We start from the raw sequence: 21,674 nt of genomic DNA on the forward strand, positions 1-21,674 counted from the left end.
GGCGGTCCGACGGGGCACCCCGGCGCGGTGATCAGCTGCCCGAAGCGGATGCGGTACGGCCCGTGCGGCGGGGTCCGGCCCTCCGGGGCCTGCGAGCTCGACGAGGCCCTCCCCTGCCCGTGGACCTCCGGTGACCCCGTCCTGGCGTGGGACGGACCCGAGCCGGACGCACCCGCCGTCGTGGACCCGCCGGTGGTGCTCTCCGACCTCGCGGTCCCCGCGCGCGACCCCGCGACGCTGCGGGCGGTGGCCACCCGGCTGGCCGACGGGGCGGACGCGGTGCTGGTCGCCGACCTGCACGACCGCGCCGACTTCCCGCCCACGATGATCGCCGCGACGCTCCTGGAGCTCGGGGTCCGGCCCTGGATCACGCTGACCTGCCGGGACCGCAACCGGGTCGTGCTCGAGCAGGAGGTCGTCGGCCTCGCCGCGCTGGGGGTCGGCGGCGTGCTGTGCGTGACCGGGGACAGCCGCCCCGGCAGCGGCGCCGGGACCACCGTGGGCGCCGGCGCCACCCAGGTCTTCGACCTCGACGCGACCCGGCTCGCCCACCTCGTCGCCACGAACGGGCTCGTCGCGACGGTCACCGCCGCCCCCGCGGCACCGCCCGACCCCGCCGCCCGCGCCGCGGGCCTCGCGGCCAAGCAGGCCGCGGGGGCCCGGCTCGTCGTCACGAACCACGTCGCCTCCCCCGCGGTGCTCGACGACTTCCTGACGGCGGGTCGCGCGGCCGGGGTGAGCCTCCCCGTCGTCGCCGGGGTCGCGGTGTTCACCGACGCCCGCACCGCCCGCGGGCTCGCGGACCTGCCGGGGCTGGCCCTCGACCCGGACGCGGTGGCCCGCGTGCTCGACGCCGACGACCCGGTCGAGGCCGGGATCGAGGAGGCCGTCGCCGAGGCGCGCGCGCTGCTCGCCCTGGACGGGGTGGTCGGCGTGAATCTCTCCGGTGTCGGATCGAGCGCGGGCTGGGTACCAGCGGCCGATCTGAAGGCCGAGGTGGGGCGACGCGTGCGCGCGGCCCACCGGGCGGAGAGCGAGTCCCTCCGCCCCGCATGAGGGGACGTGGGGTGCAGGAGGCGCTGGAGGTCGAGTTCGACACGGTGGCGGCGTGGACCGAGGAGGCGGTGGCCGCACTCGGTGCGGACCACGCCATCCCGGCCGCGTGCCGGGGCTCGGGGCGGCCCGCGGACCTGGCGTGGCTCGCGGACGGCCTGGAACTCGCCGACGGCGACCGGTTCCTCGACGCCGGGTCCGGCCTCGGCGGCCCGACCGCCTGGCTGGTCACCGAGTTCTCCTGGCGCTGGCGGGGGTCGGTCGTCCTCGCCGAGCCGATGGTGCACGCCGCGACCGCGTCCGTGCGCCTGTTCGGTCACCCGGCGGTCGCGGCGTGGACCGAGGAGCTCCCGCTGGCCGACGGCTGCGTCGACGCCGCCTGGGCGCTCGGGGTCCTCGACACCGTGCCGGACAAGCGGGCGGTGCTCACCGAGCTGCGCCGCGTGCTGCGGCCGGGCGCGCGGCTCGGCCTGCTCGTGCTGGTCGCCCGCGGGGAGCGGGCCGCGGAGCTGGAGTCGAACTCCTTCCCCACCGACGTCGACCTGCACCGGGATCTCGCGGCCACCGGGTTCCGGGTGCACGACCGGGTGGAGGCCTCGACCCTGCCCGACGCGCCCCCGGAGTGGACCCGCCGGGCCGACGCGGTCGAGGCGTTCCTCGCCGAGCAGCACGCCGACGACCCCGCGTGGCACCAGGCCCAGGAGCAGACGGCCGTCCTCGGCGGTCTGCTCGACTCCCGCGACGTGGTCATCGTGCTGCTGCGCTGCGAGGCCGTCTGACCCGGGTCACACCCCGTGTCGTCTGGCGGTACGGCCGGTCGAGTGACCGCCGCTGGAGTGGACCGCCGATCGCGGAATCGGTTCAGCCCGGCGCGGGTACCTGCGTGACGGCTGGCCCGCGGGGGCGCCGTGCCGTTGGGTCGGACAGGCCGCTCCCACCTCGGGGGCAGGAGGAGGAATCCGTGACGTACGACGCGGTCAGCGCCTACACCGTGCTGCTCGGGGACGGGGTCGGCCCGACCACGGTGAGCGTGCACGGCAGCGCCGTGGACGCCTGGGCGGCCCTGGCGTCGGCGGTCGGGGTCGCCCCCGACACCGCGCCCCGTCGCCGGTTCGGGTTCCGTGCCCCCGTGGCCGTCGTGCCGCGCGAGGGGCTGGCGCAGGAGGAGGTCCACGAGGCCGCCGAGGTGTGGCGGACCGTCGACCCGGAGCGCCGGTTCTGGCAGGTCACCTCGCACCGGCTGCAGGTCACGGTGCCGGCCATCAACACCGGCCCGCTGGTGAGCCGGACGGCCTAGTCCCCGGAACGCACGAACGGCACTCTCGCAGCATCGACGTGCGCGAGAGTGCCGTTCGCTCAGCCGGTGGCGCCGCCGATCAGGCGAACGCGCGGTCCCCCGGGTTGATCGGCCGCGGGAGCACGGTGCGCCCCGTCAACTTCTCGTCGACCCCGCGGGCGGCGGAGCGGCCCTCGGCGATCGCCCAGACGATGAGCGACTGCCCGCGCCCGGCGTCGCCGGCGACGAACACGTTCGGCACCGAGGTCTCGTAGGACGCGTTCCGGACGACGTTGCCGCGCTCGTCGAGCTCGACCCCGAGCGCCTCGACCAGCCCCTCGCGCTGCGGGCCGAGGAAGCCCATCGCGAGGAACACCAGGTCGGCCGGGATCTCGCGCTCACTGCCCTCGACGGGCTGGAACTTGCCCTCGACCCGCTGCACGTCGACGAGCTTGAGCGCCCGCAGGGTGCCGTGCTCGTCGCCGAGGAACTCCTCGGTGTTCACCGAGAACAGCCGCTCGCCGCCCTCCTCGTGGGCCGAGGACACCCGGAAGACCGCCGGGTAGGTCGGCCACGGGTTGCTGGCGGGGCGGTCGGCCGGCGGGATCGGCATGATCTCGAGCTGGGTCACCGACGCGGCGCCCTGCCGGTGCGCGGTGCCGACGCAGTCCGCGCCGGTGTCCCCGCCGCCGATCACGACGACGTGCTTGCCCTCGGCGTCGATGTCCGAGCGCGAGTAGTCGCCCTGCTGCACCCGGTTCGACGGCGGGAGGTACTCCATCGCCTGGTGCACGCCGTGGTTCTCCCGGCCCGGGATGGGCAGGTCGCGCCACGCCGTGGCCCCGACCGCGAGCACGATCGCGTCGAACCGCTCCTGCAGCTCGGCCACCGTGATGTCGTGCGGTCCGGCGCCGCCGACCTCGACGCCCGCGACGAACCGCGTGCCCTCGGCGGCCATCTGACCGAGCCGACGGTCGAGCCGCCGCTTCTCCATTTTGAACTCGGGGATGCCGTAGCGCAGCAGGCCGCCGATGCGGTCGGCCTTCTCGTAGACCGTCACGTCGTGCCCGGCCCGGGTGAGCTGCTGGGCGGTGGCGAGGCCCGACGGCCCGGAGCCGATGACGGCGACGAAGAAGCCGGTCTTGGTCTCGGGGAGCTCCGGGCGGACCCAGCCCTCCTCCCAGGCGCGGTCGATGATCTCGATCTCGACCTGCTTGATGGTCACCGGGTCCGAGTTGATCCCGAGCACGCACGCCGCCTCGCACGGGGCGGGGCACAGCGTCCCGGTGAACTCCGGGAAGTTGTTGGTGGCGTGCAGGCGCTCGATGGCCTCCGACCAGTCGTCGCGCCACACCAGGTCGTTCCACTCCGGGATCATGTTCCCGAGCGGGCACCCCTGGTGGCAGAACGGGATGCCGCAGTCCATGCAGCGCCCGGCCTGCTTCTTGAGCGTCGTCTCGTTGAGCTCCTCGTAGACCTCGTGCCAGTCCTTTAGGCGCAGGTCGACGGGCCGGCGGCGGGGCAGCTCGCGGCCGGTCGTCATGAAACCCCGGGGGTCAGCCACGAGCCGCCTCCATGATCGCGTCGTTGACGTCACGACCGTCGCGCTCGGCGTCGGCGGTCGCCTCCAGGACCCGCTTGAAGTCCACGGGCATCACCTTGGTGAACCGCATCGTCGCGGCCTCCCAGTCGGTGAGCAGCCCGTGCGCGACGGCGGAGTCGGTCGCCGCGTAGTGCTTCTCGACGAGGACCTTGAGCTCCTCGAGGTCGGAGGCGGTCGGCACCTCCAGCTCCACCATCTGGTGGTTCACCCGCTGCTCGGGCAGGTCGAGCACGTAGGCGACGCCCCCGGACATGCCGGCGGCGAAGTTCCGGCCGATCGGACCGAGGATGACCGCACGTCCCCCGGTCATGTACTCGCAACCGTGGTCGCCCACGCCCTCGACCACGGCGTGCGCCCCGGAGTTGCGGACGCAGAAGCGCTCGCCGACCTTCCCGCGCAGGAAGATCTCGCCCTCGGTGGCGCCGTAGGCGATGACGTTGCCGGCGACGATGTTGTCCTCGGCCACCAGCCGGGAGTCCGGGTGCGGCCGCACGCTGATGCGACCGCCGGAGAGCCCCTTCCCGCAGAAGTCGTTCGTGTCGCCGACCAGCCGCAGGGTCACCCCGCGCGGCAGGAACGCCCCGAACGACTGACCGCCGGACCCGGTGAACGTCACGTCGATGGTGTCGGCGGGCAGGCCCGCGCCGCCGAAGCGCCGCGTCACCTCGGTCCCGAGCATCGTCCCGACGGTGCGGTTGACGTTGCGCACCGGCAGCTCGAGGCGCACCGGCGACCCGTCGGCCAGCGCGCCCTCGGCGAGCTGGATCAGGGTGTGGTCGAGCGCCTTGTCGAGGCCGTGGTCCTGGCTCTTCGAGCAGTACAGCGTCTGCTCGGCGAAGGACCCGCGCAGCTCGGGCCGGTGCAGGATCGGCGCGAGGTCGAGGCCCTCGGCCTTCCAGTGCGACTCGGCCGCCCGGGTGTCGAGCACCTCGGTGTGACCGATCGCCTCCTCGAGCGACCGGAAGCCCAGCGCCGCGAGGTGCTCGCGCACCTCCTGGGCGATGAACTCCATGAAGGCGACGACGTAGTCGGCCTTGCCGTCGAACTTCGCGCGCAGCTTCGGGTTCTGCGTCGCGACGCCGACCGGGCAGGTGTCGAGGTGACAGACCCGCATCATGATGCAGCCCGAGACCACCAGCGGGGCGGTCGCGAAGCCGTACTCCTCGGCGCCCAGCAGCGCCGCGATCATGACGTCACGGCCGGTCTTGAGCTGACCGTCGGTCTGCACCACGATCCGGTCGCGCAGGCCGTTGAGCAGCAGCGTCTGCTGGGTCTCGGCCAGGCCGAGCTCCCACGGCCCGCCCGCGTGCTTGATCGACGACAACGGCGAGGCCCCGGTCCCGCCGTCGTGCCCGGAGATCAGCACGACGTCGGCCTTGGCCTTGGACACGCCCGCCGCGACGGTGCCGACCCCGACCTGCGAGACCAGCTTGACGTGGATCCGGGCGCGGTCGTTGGCGTTCTTGAGGTCGTGGATGAGCTGGGCGATGTCCTCGATCGAGTAGATGTCGTGGTGCGGCGGCGGACTGATCAGGCCCACGCCCGCCGTCGAGAAGCGGGTCTTCGCGATCCAGGGGTAGACCTTGTGGCCGGGCAGCTGCCCGCCCTCGCCGGGCTTGGCGCCCTGCGCGATCTTGATCTGGATGTCGTCGGCGTTGACCAGGTACTCGCTCGTGACGCCGAAGCGCCCGGAGGCCACCTGCTTGACGGCGGAGCGGCGCGAGTCCCCGCTGGGGTCGCGGGTGAACCGCGACGGGTCCTCCCCGCCCTCGCCGGTGTTCGAGCGGCCGCCGAGACGATTCATCGCGATCGCGAGGACCTCGTGCATCTCCTGCGAGATCGACCCGTAGGAGATGGCCCCGGTGTTGAACCGCTTGACGATCGCGGAGACCGGCTCGACCTCCTCGATCGGCACCGGCGTGCGCTCGCCGTCCTTGAACCCGAACAGGCCGCGCAGGGTCAGCAGCGCGCTCGACTGCTCGTCGACGGCGCGCGTGTACTCCTTGAACGTGTCGTAGTTCTGGGTGCGCGTGGAGTGCTGCAGCTTGAAGACCGTGTGCGGGTTGAACACGTGCAGCTCGCCCTCGCGGCGCCACTGGTACTCGCCGCCGACCACGAGCTCGCGGTGCGCGGCGTGCACGCCGTCGGCCGGCCACGCCACCCGGTGGCGCAGTGCGACCTCCTCGGCGAGGACGTCGTAGCCGATGCCGCCCAGGCGGGAGGTGGTGCCGGCGAAGCAGTCCTCCACGACCTCGTCGCCGAGCCCGATCGCCTCGAAGATCTGGGCGCCGATGTAGGACGCGACCGTCGAGACGCCCATCTTGCTCATGATCTTGCGGACGCCCTTGGCCAGCGCCTCCACCACGTTGCGGGTGGCGGTGGGCACGCCGACGCCGGTGATCACGCCGCGGTCGATGAGGTCGGCGACGGAGTCCAGGGCCAGGTACGGGTTGACCGCCGAGGCGCCGTACCCGAGCAGCAGCGAGACGTGGTGGGTCTCGCGGACGTCGCCCGCCTCGACGACGAGGTCGACCCGCGTCCGGGTCTTCTCCCGGACGAGGTGCTGGTGCACGGCCCCGGTGAGCAGCAGCGACGGGATCGGCGCGAACCGACCGTCGGAGTTGCGGTCGGACAGGATGATCACGCGGGCGCCCTCGGCGATCGCCGACGAGACCTCCGCGCGGATCTCGGCGAGCCGGCCGCGCAGCGCGTCCCCGCCGCCGGAGGCCTCGTAGAGCCCGGACACCACGTGCGGGGCGAAGCCGGGCAGGTTCCCGTCGTCGTTGATCCCGACCAGCTGCGCGAGCTCGTCGTCGTCGATGACCGGCAGGGGCAGGACCACGCGCCGGCAGGACGCGGGCGAGACCTCGAGCAGGTTGGTCTCGGAGCCGAGCTGGACCTGCAGCGAGGTGACGAGCTCCTCGCGGTAGGCGTCCAGCGGCGGGTTGGTCACCTGCGCGAACAGCTGCGTGAAGTAGTCGAACAGCGACCGGCTGCGGCTGGAGAAGGCCGCGAGCGGCGCGTCGTTGCCCATCGAACCGGTGGCCTCGGCGCCCCCGGTGGCCATCGGGCGCAGGAGCAGCGTGAGCTCCTCGCCGGTGTAGCCGAAGGTCTGCTGCCGGCGGACCAGCACGTCGTGGTCGAACGGCACGCGGTGGCGGGCCGGCAGGTCGGCCAGCTCGATCATCCCGGCGTGCAGCCACTCGCCGTAGGGGTGCTCGGCCGCGAGCTCGCCCTTGATCTCGTCGTCGTCGACGATGCGCCGTCCGACGGTGTCGACGAGGAACATGCGGCCCGGCTCGAGCCGGCCCTTCCGGACGACGGCGGAGGGCTCGATGTCGAGCACGCCGACCTCGGAGCCGAGGACGACCAGGCCGTCCTCGGTCACCCAGTACCGCGCCGGGCGCAGACCGTTGCGGTCGAGCACGGCGCCGATGACGGAGCCGTCGGTGAAGGCCGCGAGCGCGGGCCCGTCCCAGGCCTCCATGAGGGTGGAGTGGTAGCGGTAGAAGGCCCGGCGGGCCGGGTCCATCTCGGTGTGGTTCTCCCACGCCTCCGGGATCATCATCAGCACGGCGTGCGGCAGCGACCGGCCGCCGAGGTGCAGCAGCTCGAGGACCTCGTCGAAGCTGGCCGAGTCGCTGGCCCCCGGCGTGACGATGGGGAACAGCCGGTCCATGTCGTACTTGGAGAAGGCCCCGGTCGAGAGCATCGACTCCCGCGCCCGCATCCAGTTGCGGTTGCCGCGCAGCGTGTTGATCTCGCCGTTGTGGGCGAGGTAGCGGTACGGGTGCGCGAGGCCCCACGCCGGGAAGGTGTTCGTGGAGAACCGGCTGTGCACCAGCGCGATCGAGCTGGTGGTCCGCTGGTCGGTCAGGTCGGCGTAGAACGGTCCGAGCTGCTCCTCGGCGAGCATGCCCTTGTAGACCACGGTGCGGCTCGAGAGCGAGGGGAAGTACGTCTCGCAGCCCGTGGCGGCAGTCTCGTGCTCGGTGCGCTTGCGCAGCGCGAAGGCGCGGCGCTCCATGGTGAGCTCGATCCCGGCCTCGTCGTCGCCCGCGTTCGGCGTGTCGACGACCGTCTCCACGTCCTGCGGGAGCCCGATGAAGAGCTGACGGAAGGTCGGCATGACCTCGCGCGCGGTCGGGCCGATCCCCGCCCCGTCCGGGTCGACCGGCAGGTCGCGCCAGGCGAGGACCTCGACGCCCTCCTCGGCGGCGAGCCGCTCCACGATGGCCACCGCCTCGGCGGCCCGGTCCGGGTCCGCGGGCAGGAAGGCCACGCCGGCCGCGTACCGGCCGACGGGCGGCAGCGTCACGCCCTGCTCGGCGAGCACCGGGCGGTAGAGGCCGTCCGGGAGCTGGATGAGGATGCCCGCGCCGTCCCCGGTCGCGTGCTCGGCCCCGCGGGCCCCGCGGTGCTCGAGGTTGATCAGCGCCGTCAGCCCCTTGGCGACGATGCCGTGGTCGCGGCGACCGGCGATGTCGGCGACGAAGGAGACCCCGCAGGCGTCGTGCTCGTGGGCCGGGTCGTAGAGCCCCTGGCGGGGCGCCGTGGTGGTGGCGCCGGCGGCTGGGGTCGCAGGGGTCGTGCTGGCGGCGGCGCCCTCGGCGGCAGCCCCGGAGGTGATGGTCACGGCCTCGTGCCCTCCCGTCGTCGTGTGGTGGTCGTCGCGCCGCGGTGGGTCCGCGGGGCGGCGCCGGGTGTCCCCGGGGTGGGTCGGTGGGCGGCACGCTGGTGCCGCCCGGGAGCGGGCGCAGGTCGGTGGGATCGGGCCGGCTCCGGCGGCCGGGACGCGTCCGTGCGGCCCGCGCCGGACGTCGTGGCCGTGTGGTGGCCGAAGCAACACGACGTTAACGGTGGTGATCGCCGGGCGCACCCGTCGGCCACCGATTCGAATCGTGCTGATCGCCACGTTCCGGCAACGATCCCGCCTCCCCGCCGCCACCGGCCCGTGACGACGCTGTCACGAACGGGGTGGGATGTGGTCGTGCGGAGGACGGTGCAGGGGCGGAGACCTCCGGCCCGCCGCGCGGGGTCACCGCGGCCGGTGGCCGGTCCCGGTCGTCCGACCGTGGACACCGCAGCCCGATCTGCGGGGTCCGTCGGGTATCGGGACCCCGGTGTCGGGGTATGCCGCTACCGTGTCGAACGGGTGTTCGATCGCCCGGCGGGTCTGTGTCGACCCGTCCGATCATCACCCGTCGCCAGCCGACCACGCCGTACGACGGCCGAGAACCCGGGAGCCATCATCATGAGCGAGACCGACACGCGGGACAGTCTGCCGGGCGACACGCCGTCCGGCCAAGACCCCGCCCGTCACACGGGCGTCACAGCTCCGGATCCGCACGAGGTGAAGCAGCAGGGCGAGGGGTCCGCCGCGGAGAAGGACCCGGCGAACTGGGTCACCGGCGACGAGCCGATGACCGGCCCGCAGGCCAGCTACCTGGAGACCCTGGCCCAGCAGGCGGGCGAGGAGCCGCCCTCCGACCTGACGAAGGCGCAGGCCTCCGACGAGATCGAGCGGCTGCAGGGCTCGGCCGACTCGAACCGGCAGGAGCGGCCGACCGGGGAGTGGGTCACCGGCGACGAGCCGATGACCGGGCCGCAGGCCAGCTACCTGGAGACCCTGGCCCAGCGGGCGGGCGAGGAGCCGCCGGCCGACCTGACGAAGTCGCAGGCCTCCCGCGCCATCGACGACCTGCAGAAGCGCACGCAGGAGTGAGGCACGTCTGGCCGCCCGGCGGTCCCGCCGGGGAGCTGGACCGCTCGGCGCTGGCGGAGCTGTACGCCTACCCGGCGCACCGCCCGTTCGTCCGCGTGAACTTCGCGGCGAGCGCGGACGGGGCCGTCAGCGTCGACGGTCGCTCCGCAGGCCTGGACGCCCCGGGCGACCGGGCGGTGTTCGGCCTGCTCCGCGAGCTGGCCGACGTCGTCCTCGCCGGGTCGGGCACCGTGCGCGCCGAGGACTACCGGGGGGCACGGACCTCCGCCGCCGTACAGGAGCGGCGGCGGGCGCGGGGGCAGGCCGCGGTGCCGCCCGTGGCGGTGGTCACGGCCTCTCCGGCCCTCGACCCGGCGGCTGCACTGTTCACCGACACCTCCGTGCCCCCGCTCGTCGTGACCACCACGGCGGCCGCCGACACGGCCCGCCGGCGCCACGGCGACGCCGCGGAGGTCGTCGACGCGGGCGACCTCTCCCCCGCCGCGGTGCTCGACGCGCTCGCCGCCCGCGGGCTGGGACGGGTGCTGTGCGAGGGCGGGCCCACCCTGTTCGGTGCCTTCGCGGCGGCCGGGCTGGTCGACGAGCTCTGCCTGTCGCTCGCGCCGAGCCTCGTGGGCGCCGGACCGGGTCGCATCCTGGCCGGTCCCGACCTGCCGGTCCCGCTCCCGATGCGGCTGACCTCCGCCCTCGCCCACGACGACGGACTGCTCCTGCGATACGCCGTTGGTCCGTTCGAGTGACAATGCGTGAGGGTCACCCGGCGTGTGGCGTCGGACGGGTAGTCGCCGCGCACAGCGGTCGACGCCCACGGCGGCGCACGGCCGCCACCCGATGCCTGCGCAGAGGAGCGCCCTCATGACGACCCCTTCCGACTCGGCCATCTCCACGCCGGCCGCGCCGCGGACCGGTGGCGCGAACCCCGCCCGCCTCGCCGACGACTCGGGGCAGGGCAAGACCACGATCGCGTCCGGCGTGGTGCAGAAGATCGCCGGGATCGCCGCCCGCGAGGTCTCCGGCGTCTACTCCATGGGCGGCGGCGTCTCCCGCGCCTTCGGTGCCATCCGCGAGCGGATCCCCGGTGGCAGCGGCACGTCGCAGTCCGCCGGCGTGCAGGTCGAGGTCGGCGAGAAGCAGGCCGCGATCGACCTCGACATCGTCGTCGAGTACGGCGCGGGCATCGTCGAGCTCGCCCGCGCGGTCCGCCGCAACGTCATCGGCGCCGTCGAGCAGATGACCGGTCTCGAGGTCATCGAGGTCAACATCGCCGTCAACGACATCCACCTGCCCGGCGACGAGGACGACTCCGCGCCCGCGCCCGCCCCGACCTCGCGGGTCGAGTGACCGGCCCCGCCGGGCGGGGCCCGGCCGTCGGCAGCGGCGCCGTCCCGCCGGCCGGCCCGCCGTCGGGCACCGCCGCGGGGATCCGCGCCGTGTCCCCCGGGTCCGCCGACGCGCCCGGGCTCGGCACGCTCTCCGAGCGCGTGGCCGGGGCGCTGCTGGCGCACCCCGACGTCGTCCGGCTCTCCGGCGGCACCTTCGGCGCCATCGCCACCTACCTGCCCGGCCGCCGGCTCCTCGGCGTCGCACTCGGCGACGGCGACGAGCCGACCCGGGTGAGCGTGGTGCTCCGCCTCGGGGCGCGGGTGCGGCCGACCGCCGAGGCGCTGCGCGCCCTGGTGGCCGCCGAGACCGGGGCGCGCCGGGTGGACGTGGTCGTCACCGACCTCGCCGACCCCACCGATCCGGTCGGATCCGCAGCCACCGCCGGCCACGCGACACCGTGAACGCCGCCCCGACCCCGGCCGCCGAGTTCCGGGCCTTCGTCCGTCGGCACCATCCCGACGTCGGGGGCGACCCGGAGGTCTTCCGCCGGGGTCTGGCGGCCTTCCGCGCCGGACGCTCGCCGTTCGAGGTCGTCCCGGCCGCGGACGACGGCCGCCCCTCCGACGCCCGGACCGACGCAGCGTCGCGCTGGTCGATCGCGGAGGACGACCCCCGGCTCGACGCCCCGATCGTCGCGGTGTCCGGCCACGTCGTCCCCCGCACCCTGCGGGCCGGCCGCCGCTGGCTGGGCCGCGCGCCCCTGAACCCGGTCCGTACCCGCCGGGTCGTCTGACCCGTCCCACCCTCGAACACGGGAGCACACCATGAGTGCCACCACGGCCGGCCTGTTCGTCGGCCTCCTGCTCGGCGTCGCCGCCGCCGCCGGCGGTCTCGTCGGGTTCTTCATCGCCCTCGTCCTCGGCATCCTCGGTCTGGTCGTGGGCCGCGTGCTCGACGGCGAGCTCGACATCACGCAGTTCACCGGCCGCGGTCGCGACCGATGAGCAGCCCGGCCTCGGACGCCACCACGCCCGTCCCGGTCGTCACGCCGTCGACCGCGCCCGCCGCGGACGACGAGGCCGGCGGGCGCGGACGGCTCGACATCGCGTTCGGTGTCGTGCGGCGCATCGCCGAGCACGCCGCCGACTCCACCGAGGGCACGGTGCGCACGGAGCGGCGCGTCGCCGGGCTGGGCTTCGGCGAGGCCGGGGCGTCGGCGAAGGTGTCGGGCTACGGCGACCAGGTCGACGTGCGGCTCGAGGTCCCGCTGGCCTACCCGGCCCCGATCGCCCTCACGGTCGACGCGGTCCGCGGCAACGTCCGCGAACGCGTGCAGACGCTCACCGGGTACGCCGTGCGCTCGCTCGACGTGACCGTATCCGCCCTGTCCGTCCCGGCCGGTCCCCCGGCCCCGACCTCCCGGGTCCAGTGATGCGCGTCGTCCTGCGGCTGCTCTCGCCGCTGCTCGGTCTGCTCGTGGCCGCCGTCGGCGTCCTGACCGCCCTCGAGGTGATCGTCGCCTGGGTCGCCCCCTCGTCGTCGCCGCTGGTCGTGCCCTGGCCCACCTGGCAGGCGGCCCTCGCGGGCCTGACCTGGTCGTCGGCCGCCGTGCGCGGCGTGGCGATCGGGGTCGGCGTCGTCGGCCTGCTGGTGCTGCTGGTCGGCCTCGTGGCGCGCCGCCACGACGTGACCCTCACCGAGCCGGTCCCCGAGGTCACCGTGACCACCTCGCCCCGTTCGCTGGCCCGCGCGGTCGGCCACGAGGTGCGGTCGCACTCCGACGTCGTGTCCGCGTCGGTCGTCGCCTCGCCGAAGAAGGTCGTGGTGCGGGCGGGCACGCTGGACACCCCCGAGGAGGTCCGGACCGCGGTCCGCGAGCGCGTCGACGAGGCCCTCGGCCGTCTCCCGCTCGCCCGCCGCCCCCGGGTCTCCGTCACCGTCGCCGCCACCAAGGGGGTCAAGTGAGCCGCCGCTCCCGGGCCGCCGTCGCCCGGTCCGCCGCCGGGGACCGCACGCTCGTCGTCCTCTCCGGTCTCGTCCTGCTCGCCGTCGGGGTCCTCGTGGTCCTTCTGGGGGCGGGGGTGTTCGGGTCCAACCGGGCCCAGCGCCCGCTGTTCGACCCGGTGCTCACCGGCTGGGTCGGTCAGAACGTCGACCTGACCCGCTGGATCGCCATCGCCGCCGGGATCGTGCTGCTCGTGATCGGTCTGGTCTGGGCGGTCCGGTCGCTGCGCCCCGAGCCCCGTCCCGACGTCGTCCTCTCCGAGACCCCGGGCGAGCGCCTGTCGGTGGACCACTCCGCCGTCGCCGACGCCGTCCGGCACGACGCCGAGGCGATCCACGGCGTCAGCCGGGCCCGCGTCCGGATGGTGGGCACCGAGCGTCGACCGGCGCTGCGGATGTCGCTCTGGCTCGTCGAGGGCACCGACGTCCGTGACGTGTGGGCCGACATCGACGGGCGGGTCCTCGCCCGCGCCCGGCAGGCGTTCTCGGTGGACGCGCTGCCGACGGCGGTCCGGCTCGAGCTCGACGCGGCGGCCTCGCACAGCCCGCGCGTGCAGTAGCGGGACACCGGCGGAGGAGACTGTCGCCGTGGACCTGCCCGTGATGCCGCCGGTGCTGCCGATGCTGGCCAAGCCCGTCACGTCGATCCCGGCCGACCAGTGCTTCGAACCGAAGTGGGACGGCTTCCGGGCGATCGTCTTCCGGGACGGCGACGAGGTGGAGATCGGCAGCCGCAACACCAAGCCGATGACGCGGTACTTCCCGGAGGTGGTCGAGGCCCTCCGGGAACGGCTGCCGGAGCGATGCGTGGTCGACGGCGAGATCATCGTCGCCACGCCGGACGGGCACGGGCTGGACTTCGAGGCGCTCCAGCAGCGCATCCACCCCGCCGTCTCGCGGGTCACGCTGCTCTCCGAGCAGACCCCGGCGTCGTTCGTGGCCTTCGACCTGCTCGCCGTCGGCGACGAGGACCTGACGCGGCGCCCGTTCACCGAACGCCGCGCCCGGCTCGTCGAGGTGGTCGACGACCGCGCCCCGGTGCACGTCACGCCCATGACCACCGATCACGACGAGGCGCAGGACTGGTTCGTGCGCTTCGAGGGGGCGGGGCTGGACGGACTCATCGCCAAGCGTCCCGACCTCACCTACCAGGCCGACAAGCGGGTGATGAGCAAGATCAAGCACGTGCGCACCGCGGACTGCGTCGTCGCGGGCTACCGGGTGCACAAGTCCGGCCCGGACGCGCTCGGGTCCCTGCTGCTCGGGCTGCACACCGCCGACGGGACGCTCGCGAGCGTCGGCGTCGTCGGGGCCTTCACCATGGCCCGGCGTCGGGAACTGATGGCGGAGCTGCAGCCGCTGGTGACCAGCTTCGACGAGCACCCGTGGAACTGGGCGGCCCACGAGCAGGGCGAGCGCACGCCGCGCAAGAACGAGACCAGCCGGTGGAACGCCGGCAAGGACCTCTCGTTCGTCCCGCTGCGCCCCGAGCGGGTGGTCGAGGTGCGTTACGACTACCTCGAGGGCGACCGCTTCCGGCACACCACGCAGTTCGTCCGCTGGCGCCCGGACCGCGACCCGGAGTCCTGCACCTACGAGCAGCTCGACCGTCCGGTCAGCTTCGACCTCGCCGACATCCTGCCGCCGGGCTGACCCCCCGGCGCCGACCCCCGGCGCCGACCCCACCGTCCGGACGCCGGGTCGTGCCCGGCCCCGGTGCCGGGCCCTCACCCCGGGTCGACCGCACGCCCGGCATCATGGGCGCGCGGCCGGCCGTCGTGGCTGCCCGCCGCCCGCCCGCCGTCGTCCGCCGTCGTCCGCCGCCGTCCGAGAGGTCCCGCCATCCGTCTGCCTCCCCGTCGCCGCGCCCGTCCGGGGACGCCGTCCGCCTGGCTGCTCGTCGCACTCCTCGCGGTGCTGCTCGCCGGGTGCGCCGTCGGTCCCAGCCGGCGGCCGCCCGTGGCGACGGTGAACAGCGACGAGCCGGCCGCCCCGGCGCCGAGCAGCGCCGCGCCCGCTCCCCCGCCGCCCTCGCTGCTGCCCCCGCTGATCGCCTCCCGACCCCAGCTCGACTTCGTCGACTGCACGGCCGGCCAGCTCGCCCGCCTGGGCGGCGCCGCCGTGTTCGCCGGACGGGACCTGCGGCTGGGGTGCGCCACCGTGCCGGTGGGCGGCGGCTACGCGAGCGGGTCGGTCACGAGCGCCGCCGAGGTCGACGTCACCCGCGTCTCCCTCGGGCCCGCGCCCGACGCCCCGACGGTGCCGATCGCGGTGCTGGGCGACCCGGGTCGGCGCTCCGGGGTCGAGCAGGCCGTCCGGCTCGCCGCCCGCGCCCCCGCCGACCTGCTCGACGGGCGGACCCTCTACGGGGTCGACGTGCGGGGCGCCGCCGCCGGCGGCGTCGACTGCATCACGCCCACCACCCGGGCCGCGATCGCCGACGCCGACCCGGCCGCCGCCGACCCCGCCGCCCTGGCCCCGCTGGCGGCGGCCGCGGCGACGGCGGCCCGGACGTGTTCCCAGCTGCTCGAGGACTCCCTCACCGAGTACGACACGGCGACCGACGCCGACGACCTCGACCAGGTCCGGCGGGCGCTCGGGGCCGTCCGGCTGCACGCCGTCGGTCTCGGCGGCGGCGCCGCGACCCTGGCGCGCTGGGCCCAGGACCACCCCGAGCAGCAGGGCCGCCTCGTCCTCGACGCGCTGCCCGACCCGACCGCCGCCGCCGGCCTCACCGCCGACCAGCGGGGCGACGCCGCCCGCCGGGCCCTCGACGCGTTCGCCCAGAACTGCGTGGCGACCGGGTGCGCGCTCGGGGCCGATCCCCGGGGTGCCGTGACGGACCTCGTCGCCCGGCTGCGCACCGCACCGCTCCCGGCGTCGCCCAGCGCGACCGGCTCGGTCCCGGGACGTCGGGTGACGGCGGGGACGGTGGTCAGCGTCCTCGTGCCGGGCCTCGCCGACCCCGACGGCTGGCCCGCCCTCGCCACGGCGCTGGCCGCCGCCCGCGCCGGCGACCCCGCGGGTGTCCTCGCACTCGCCGATCGGGCCGAGAACGACGGCGGGTTCGACCTGGGCCTGGTCTCCGCGTGCAACGACGAGGCGGAGCGGCCGACCGTCGACCAGGTGGCGCAGGCGGCCGCGCGGGCCCGGGGCGTCGACCCCGTGTTCGGCGGCTGGTTCGCGCAGCGGGCGCTGGTGTGCTCCTCCTGGCCGGTGCCGACCGACCCGCCGACCCCGCTCGCCGGCACGGCCGTGCCGACCCTGCTGCTGGGGACCTCGGCCGACCCGCTCGTGCCGTTGGCGGAGAGTCAGCGGGTCTCGGCGGGCATGCAGGGCTCCGCCCTCGTGTCCTGGCTCGGCACCGGGCACGGGGCCTACCCGGCGACCCCGTGCATCAGCGGGATCGTGGACGACTACCTCCTGCGGGAGGACGTGCCCCGCGAGGAGACGGTCTGTCCGCCCTGATCCACCCCGGTGTTGATCACGTCCTGCGACGGGGGGCGGGGCGCCCGTAGGCTCTCGCCCCGTGCCGTTCCCGCGACTCCCGCGCCTGGTCGACGCCGCGCTCGACCGCCTCGTCGTCCCCGGGTACTCCAAGCTCGGTTACCTCGCCCGCTCCGCGGGCTGGCCCGCGCTCGCCCCGGACGCCCTCGCCGGCCGCACGATCGCGGTGACCGGCGCCAGCTCCGGGCTCGGGACCGCCACGGCCGTCGGTCTCGCCGGGCTCGGCGCCGCGGTGGAGCTCGTCGTCCGGGATCGGAAGCGGGGCGAGGCCACCCGGGAGGAGATCCTCGCGGCGCACCCGCAGGCCCGGGTCACGGTCGCCCGCTGCGACCTGTCCGACCTCGCCGACGTCCGGCGCTACGCGCTCGACGCCCGCGACCGTCTGCTGGCCCTGCACGGCCTGGTGCACAACGCCGGGGTGCTGCCCGCGGAACGGGTCGAGACCCCGCAGGGCCACGAGCTCTGCCTCGCCACCCACGTCCTCGCGCCGTTCCTGCTGACCCGCGAACTGCTGCCGCTGCTGCGGGCGGGGTCGCCGCCGGACCGCCCCGGCACCCCCGCCCGCGTCGTGTTCGTCTCGTCGGGGGGCATGTACACCGCCTCGCTGCGCACCGACGACCCGGAGTACACCGAGGGCCGGTACTCCGGCGGGGCCGCCTACGCCCGGACCAAGCGCATGCAGGTGGTGCTGGCCGAGCTGCTCGCCGACGACCTCGCCGCCGCCGGCGTGGTGGTCCACAGCATGCACCCCGGCTGGGCCGACACCCCCGGTGTGGCCGACTCGCTGCCCGGCTTCCACCGCCTCACCGGCCCGCTGCTGCGCACTGCGGAGCAGGGGGCCGACACCGCGGTGTGGTTGCAGGCCGCGGTCGAGCCCGGCCACTGCAGCGGGCTCTTCTGGCACGACCGCGCGCCCCGTCCGACGCACTACCTGTTCGGCGAGGAGACCGCCGCCGAGCGGGCCGCGCTGTGGACGCTGTGCGTGGATGCCACGCACGACGCCGAGGCCCGCTGAGGGTCGGTTCACCCGGATCGGTCCCTCCGGTTAACACCGACGGCCCCGCCGACGATGCGCCGGTCGAGGGACCCGCGTCGGAGCGGGGCCGCCGGCGCCATCGGGGGCGAGGCATGAGCCAGGAAGCACCGCAGCTGCCCGGACCGGGCGAGCACGACACCGGGGCGGTGCGGGACCGACGACCGTCGCCGTCCGGGCCGCCCTCCGGACCGCCGGTCGTCCCGCCGCAGGCCGGGGCGCCGTCCGGGCCGCCGCACGTCGGGCCGCCGTCCGGAGCGCGGCCGATGGGACCGCGGCCGATGGGACCGCCGCCGATGGGACCGCCGTTCGTGCCGCCGCCCGGGATGCCGCGGCAGGGCCCGCCCGGGTACGGCCACGGCCACCCGCCCCCCACCGGCGGCTGGGCCCCCATCGTCGACGACGTCGAGGACCCCGCCACCCCGGGCAACCCCGCCGCGGCGTTCTCGCTCGTCCTGGGGATCCTGGCCCTGCTCGTGGGCCTGCGCCCGCTGGCCTTCGGCAGCATGGCGCTCTCCTGGGACGGCTTCCTCGGCCTCGCGATCGCGCTCGTGGGGGTCGTTGCCGGGGCGTTCGGCCTGCGCGCCCCGGTACGCCGACCGCTCGCCGCGGTCGGGATGCTGCTCGGGGTGGCCGCGCTCCTCGTCGTCGCGACCCTGCCGACCTTCTGACGGCTCAGAACGTGATGACGAGGCGCCCGCGGACGCCGCCCGCCTCGAGCCGCCGGTGGGTCTCCGCCGCCTGCTCGGCGGGCACGGTGTCCGCGACCCGAAGCGTCAGCACGCCGGACTCCACCTGCTCGCGCAGCCGGTCGAGGGCGGTCCGGTTGCGGGCGTAGTCCCGCACCCACACCGGGTGCCAGGTGATCCCGCGCCCGCTGCCGCCCTCGGGGCCGGCGTAGCCCCGGACGGTCGCGATCCGACCACCGTCGACCAGCGCGGGCACCAGGTCGTCGGTCTGCAGCGACCCGTCGGCGATGCCGTCGACCCCGCCGCCGACCGCCTCCCGGATCCGGTCGGCGACCCCGTCGCCCCGCCGGACCACGACGTCCGCGCCGAGGCCGCGCACGAGGTCCTCGTCGGCCTCCGACGCGTCCGCCACCACCCGGAGGCCCTCCGCGCGGGCGAGCTGGACCACGTAGCCGCCGAACGCTCCCGCCGCGCCCGTGACGGCGATCGTCGCGCCTGCGGGCAGCGCCAGGAGGTCGAGGGCGAGCCGTGCGGTGAGCCCGTTCATCGGCAGCGTGGCGGCCTCGACGTCGTCGGCGTCCGCGGGGGCCGGCGCGACCGAGTCGACGGGCAGCGCGATCCGCGACGAGTACCCGCCGTGCGCGCCGGACGGCACGACGATGCCCATCACCCGGTCGCCGACGGCGAGGCCCGCGTCCGCGGTGTCGGGACCCAGCGCGGCCACCGTGCCCGCGACGTCCATGCCCGGCACGTACGGCGGCGGGTCCCGGCGCAGCGTCTCCGCCCGCGCCCCGTTGCGGACGTACGTGTCCGTCGGGCTCACGGCGGCCGCCGCGACGTCCACGACCACCTCACCCGGGCCCGGCTCCGGGTCCGGCAGCTCGACGACGTGCAGGGCCTCCGGCCCACCGAACTCCGTCACTCCGACTGCTCGCATGCGCCGGGGCTTCCCCCGACGGACGGACGCCGATCCCCGTTGTGATGACGTCGCTGGGCCCGGCGCCGCGAGGGTGGCACCGTCGACCGCCATGTCCTCCGACGTCGACGCGTTCCGCGGCACCCCGATCTTCGACGAGGTCGACCGGTGGGCCCGGCGACCGGAGGAGGGGGCGCCGACGATGCTGACCTTCACCGGGACCCCGACCGCGCCGCCGTCGGGCGCACGCACCGTCCTCGCCCTGCTCGCGGCGGCCCGCGAGGAGCGCGCGCCGCGCCACGCCCTGCGCCGGGCGTGATCGTCCGGGACCGTACGATACGCGCGTGACGTCCTCCGAGTCCGCGCCGACGGTCCCGGAGCTCCCCGTCCCCGTCTCCGCCTGGGCGGACGAGGCGGTCGGGGAACGGACCCGCCGGACCCGCCGTCGTCTGCTGCTCGCGGCGGCCACGGTGTTCGACGCCCAGGGCTACCGCGGGGCCGCGCTGAGCGACATCCTCGCGGTCGCCGGCCTGACCAAGGGCGCGCTGTACTTCCACTTCCGGTCCAAGCAGGCCCTGGCCGAGGCGTTGCTGATCGAGGTGTGCGCCTCGTGGCTGCTCCTCGTCGACGAGATCGGCGCCCGGGAGCTGGACCCGATGTGGCGGCTGCTGCTCGAGACCGACGCCTACGTGGCCCGCTGGATGTACGACCCCCTGGTGCGGGGCATCAGCCGGGCCATCTCCGAACCCGATCTCCGCGAGCACCGCACCGCGTGGCTCACCGGGTGGGAGGAGGCCACCGCGGAGCGGCTGCACGAGGCCGAGGCGGCGGGGCTGCTGGCGCCGGGCGTCGACCCGGTGCGGGCCGCCCGCGCGATCGTCGCGGTGGCGTCCGGGAACTACAGCATCGCCGACGGTCCGGAGGCCCTCTGGACGCGGATGTCGGAGTCGTGGGAGGGCCTGGTCCCGATCCTCACGTGCCAGGAGTGGTCCGCACGATGGGCCGCGTCCGGGTGGCGGGACCGGCCGTGGCCGGACGGCGAGCGCTACCGCGCGGCCCGGGAACCCTAGGCGGGCGTGGTGCGGGCGAGGGCCTCCCAGCCCTGGTCCGCGGCCCGTGCGGCCTCCTCGGCGGCCGCGCCGCCCCGGAGGCCGAACAGCCGTTTCGCCACGAGCAGGTAGACGACGACGGCGACGTTGACCACCAGGGCGATCACCTTCGTCGGGGTGACCCGGACGGAGAGCTCGTAGATCTCGGGCACGAGCAGCACCGAGGTCGCGACGAGCGTGAGGTACTCCGCCCACCGCCGGCCCCACCACAGGCCGAGTGCCTCGACCCCCTCGAGCAGGGCGTAGGCCCCCAGGGCCACCCCGACCAGGACGATGGTCCGGTCCTGCGCGGTGAAGGCGCTGGTCACCTCGCCGAGGATCCCGTCGCGCAGGCTGTCGCCGAACCCGAGCGAGTCCCGCAACGTCTCCAGCACGGCGAAGAACGGGGTCCGCAGGGCGGCACGGTCGGCGAGGAAGACGAACACCGCGGCCGTGGCGAGCCCGAGCCCCACGAAGTGCAGCAGCCGGTCGAGGGCGATGAGGCGCAGGACGAACCGGTCGCGCAGGGCCCGGCCGCGCAGCGGCAGGTCCACCTCGTCGCGCGCGGGCAGTCGGTCGCGGATGGGGGCGGACGGCGGGGGCAGCGGCACCCACGAGTCGCACCGCAGGCAGCGGTGCCAGCGGCACCCGTCGCCCTCGCGCACCACCTGGTCGACCTCGAACCCGGGGTCGGGCGACCCGAGTGCGGCGGCGTCGGTGCCGAGCAGGGCGTGGCCCCGCAGGCCGCAGGTGATGAGCTCGTAGTGGAAGCGCGGGCGGAACCGGGCCGGGGGCACGGTGCCCGGGGGGCGGTGGACCACGGCCTGACGCGTCACCCGGTGATCGTAGGCCGGGGGCGGCCCGGCCCTACACCGCGACGGCCTCCATCGGGGCCGCCACGGCGGACCCCGCGACGGCCGGCACGGTCTCCTGCACCCAGACCTGCCCGTCGTCGGTGACCGACACCGCGTGGGTGCGGACCGGCTTCTTCGCGGGCGGTCCGTCCGGCCGGCCGGTCCGCAGGTCGAAGCAGGCGGCGTGCAGCGGGCACTCCACCGCGCACCCCTCGAGGAACCCGTCGGAGAGCGACGCGTCCTGGTGGGTGCACGTGTCGTCGATGGCGAACAGCTCGCCCTCGGCGTGGAACACCGCGATGGCGACCGTCCCCTCCACCCGGACCGACTCGCCCTCGGGGATGTCGGCGAGCTCTCCCACGTAGATCATGTCCGCTCCTGTTGCGTAAGGCGCACCCGGTCTTGCTATCCGCAACACCAGCGTGACGATGGCGCGAAGCACCGTCAAGAGGTACACGCGACGATTCCGTGCCCGTCTGTTGCCATTGGATGACACGGCTGGTACTCGACTGATATGTCAGTGGGTCGGCCACCCCGGCGCCGCCGGGGTGACACACTGCGGGCCGCGAACCGGGGTCCGCCCCGTGCCCGTCGGGGGGAGGC

23 protein-coding genes and 1 pseudogene are annotated in these 21,674 nt (G+C 75.3%); 19 read left to right on the top strand and 5 right to left on the bottom strand.

Features of this window, described 5'->3' with window-relative positions; genetic code table 11:
* Positions 1-27 precede the first annotated feature (27 nt).
* From BJ983_RS11000 to BJ983_RS11010, 3 genes are all read left to right on the top strand, one after another.
* Positions 28-1,056 carry a methylenetetrahydrofolate reductase C-terminal domain-containing protein gene (locus BJ983_RS11000; RefSeq protein ID WP_343054022.1) on the top strand — a complete coding sequence of 343 codons (1,029 nt, stop codon included), beginning with the start codon at positions 28-30 and terminating at the stop codon, positions 1,054-1,056.
* Positions 1,057-1,067: 11 nt separating this feature from the next.
* The gene (locus BJ983_RS11005; RefSeq protein WP_343054025.1) at positions 1,068-1,832 is read left to right on the top strand and encodes a class I SAM-dependent methyltransferase; all 765 of its coding nucleotides are present in this window, start codon (positions 1,068-1,070) and stop codon (positions 1,830-1,832) included.
* Positions 1,833-2,014: 182 nt separating this feature from the next.
* Complete coding sequence (locus BJ983_RS11010) at positions 2,015-2,350, top strand: hypothetical protein (protein WP_179793830.1); 336 nt, start codon at positions 2,015-2,017, stop codon at positions 2,348-2,350.
* 79 nt (positions 2,351-2,429) lie between these two features.
* On the opposite strand, the gene BJ983_RS11015 is transcribed toward BJ983_RS11010, so the two are convergent.
* Together BJ983_RS11015 and gltB are read right to left on the bottom strand one after the other, a co-directional pair.
* Entirely contained in the window at positions 2,430-3,893 is a 1,464-nt protein-coding gene (locus BJ983_RS11015; RefSeq protein ID WP_179793831.1) for a glutamate synthase small subunit, read from the bottom strand.
* Positions 3,886-8,568, bottom strand: a complete 4,683-nt coding sequence (gene gltB / locus BJ983_RS11020; protein ID WP_179793832.1) for a glutamate synthase large subunit — start codon at positions 8,566-8,568, stop codon at positions 3,886-3,888. The genes BJ983_RS11015 and gltB overlap by 8 nt, the downstream gene beginning before the upstream one ends.
* 717 nt (positions 8,569-9,285) lie before the next feature.
* Between gltB and BJ983_RS30750 the strand changes: the two are divergent.
* From BJ983_RS30750 to BJ983_RS11090, 14 genes and pseudogenes are all read left to right on the top strand, one after another.
* Positions 9,286-9,465: pseudogene (locus BJ983_RS30750) on the top strand (DUF3072 domain-containing protein); the annotation flags it as partial.
* A gap of 63 nt (positions 9,466-9,528) precedes the next feature.
* Complete coding sequence (locus tag BJ983_RS30755; RefSeq protein WP_179797665.1) at positions 9,529-9,657, top strand: DUF3072 domain-containing protein; 129 nt, start codon at positions 9,529-9,531, stop codon at positions 9,655-9,657.
* Positions 9,654-10,397, top strand: a complete 744-nt coding sequence (locus BJ983_RS11035) for a pyrimidine reductase family protein (protein ID WP_179793833.1) — start codon at positions 9,654-9,656, stop codon at positions 10,395-10,397. The genes BJ983_RS30755 and BJ983_RS11035 overlap by 4 nt, the downstream gene beginning before the upstream one ends.
* Before the next feature lie 115 nt (positions 10,398-10,512).
* On the top strand, positions 10,513-10,998 hold the full coding sequence (locus BJ983_RS11040) for an Asp23/Gls24 family envelope stress response protein (protein ID WP_179793834.1): 486 nt from the start codon (positions 10,513-10,515) through the stop codon (positions 10,996-10,998).
* Entirely contained in the window at positions 10,995-11,441 is a 447-nt protein-coding gene (locus tag BJ983_RS11045) for a hypothetical protein (protein WP_179793835.1), read from the top strand. The genes BJ983_RS11040 and BJ983_RS11045 overlap by 4 nt, the downstream gene beginning before the upstream one ends.
* Positions 11,438-11,773: a hypothetical protein gene (locus BJ983_RS11050; protein WP_179791916.1), complete on the top strand. Its 336-nt coding sequence runs from the start codon at positions 11,438-11,440 to the stop codon at positions 11,771-11,773. Before BJ983_RS11045 ends, BJ983_RS11050 begins: the two co-directional genes overlap by 4 nt.
* 31 nt (positions 11,774-11,804) lie before the next feature.
* Positions 11,805-11,984 carry a hypothetical protein gene (locus tag BJ983_RS11055; RefSeq protein WP_018334428.1) on the top strand — a complete coding sequence of 60 codons (180 nt, stop codon included), beginning with the start codon at positions 11,805-11,807 and terminating at the stop codon, positions 11,982-11,984.
* Entirely contained in the window at positions 11,981-12,412 is a 432-nt protein-coding gene (locus BJ983_RS11060) for an Asp23/Gls24 family envelope stress response protein (protein WP_179793836.1), read from the top strand. Before BJ983_RS11055 ends, BJ983_RS11060 begins: the two co-directional genes overlap by 4 nt.
* The gene (locus BJ983_RS11065) at positions 12,412-12,945 is read left to right on the top strand and encodes a DUF6286 domain-containing protein (RefSeq protein WP_179793837.1); all 534 of its coding nucleotides are present in this window, start codon (positions 12,412-12,414) and stop codon (positions 12,943-12,945) included. Before BJ983_RS11060 ends, BJ983_RS11065 begins: the two co-directional genes overlap by 1 nt.
* Complete coding sequence (locus BJ983_RS11070) at positions 12,942-13,544, top strand: Asp23/Gls24 family envelope stress response protein (protein ID WP_179793838.1); 603 nt, start codon at positions 12,942-12,944, stop codon at positions 13,542-13,544. Before BJ983_RS11065 ends, BJ983_RS11070 begins: the two co-directional genes overlap by 4 nt.
* A 28-nt stretch (positions 13,545-13,572) precedes the next feature.
* Positions 13,573-14,637: an ATP-dependent DNA ligase gene (locus tag BJ983_RS11075; RefSeq protein WP_179793839.1), complete on the top strand. Its 1,065-nt coding sequence runs from the start codon at positions 13,573-13,575 to the stop codon at positions 14,635-14,637.
* 315 nt (positions 14,638-14,952) lie between these two features.
* Positions 14,953-16,452 (top strand): alpha/beta hydrolase, encoded by a 1,500-nt coding sequence (locus tag BJ983_RS11080; protein WP_179793840.1) that lies wholly within the window; start codon positions 14,953-14,955, stop codon positions 16,450-16,452.
* A 61-nt stretch (positions 16,453-16,513) separates the two neighbouring features.
* Complete coding sequence (locus tag BJ983_RS11085; RefSeq protein ID WP_179793841.1) at positions 16,514-17,506, top strand: SDR family NAD(P)-dependent oxidoreductase; 993 nt, start codon at positions 16,514-16,516, stop codon at positions 17,504-17,506.
* A 113-nt stretch (positions 17,507-17,619) separates the two neighbouring features.
* Positions 17,620-18,195 carry a hypothetical protein gene (locus tag BJ983_RS11090; RefSeq protein ID WP_179793842.1) on the top strand — a complete coding sequence of 192 codons (576 nt, stop codon included), beginning with the start codon at positions 17,620-17,622 and terminating at the stop codon, positions 18,193-18,195.
* A gap of 4 nt (positions 18,196-18,199) precedes the next feature.
* Here BJ983_RS11090 and BJ983_RS11095 read toward each other — a convergent pair whose 3' ends face one another.
* A complete protein-coding gene (locus BJ983_RS11095; protein WP_343054027.1) occupies positions 18,200-19,135 on the bottom strand; it encodes an NADP-dependent oxidoreductase in 936 nt (311 codons plus the stop codon).
* Between the two features lie 106 nt (positions 19,136-19,241).
* Here BJ983_RS11095 and BJ983_RS11100 point away from each other — a divergent pair, with 106 nt between their 5' ends.
* Together BJ983_RS11100 and BJ983_RS11105 are read left to right on the top strand one after the other, a co-directional pair.
* Complete coding sequence (locus tag BJ983_RS11100) at positions 19,242-19,448, top strand: hypothetical protein (RefSeq protein WP_179793844.1); 207 nt, start codon at positions 19,242-19,244, stop codon at positions 19,446-19,448.
* A gap of 25 nt (positions 19,449-19,473) precedes the next feature.
* Positions 19,474-20,199: a TetR family transcriptional regulator gene (locus BJ983_RS11105; protein ID WP_179793845.1), complete on the top strand. Its 726-nt coding sequence runs from the start codon at positions 19,474-19,476 to the stop codon at positions 20,197-20,199.
* Here the strand turns inward: BJ983_RS11105 and BJ983_RS32245 are convergent.
* Positions 20,196-21,053, bottom strand: coding sequence for a DUF2127 domain-containing protein (locus tag BJ983_RS32245; protein ID WP_179793846.1), 858 nt, complete (start codon positions 21,051-21,053; stop codon positions 20,196-20,198). The two genes, BJ983_RS11105 and BJ983_RS32245, sit on opposite strands and share 4 nt — an antisense overlap.
* Before the next feature lie 31 nt (positions 21,054-21,084).
* Positions 21,085-21,441, bottom strand: coding sequence for a bifunctional 3-phenylpropionate/cinnamic acid dioxygenase ferredoxin subunit (locus BJ983_RS11115; protein WP_179793847.1), 357 nt, complete (start codon positions 21,439-21,441; stop codon positions 21,085-21,087).
* Positions 21,442-21,674 lie beyond the last annotated feature (233 nt).

The organism is Actinomycetospora corticicola, assembly GCF_013409505.1.
Taxonomy (GTDB): domain Bacteria; phylum Actinomycetota; class Actinomycetes; order Mycobacteriales; family Pseudonocardiaceae; genus Actinomycetospora; species Actinomycetospora corticicola.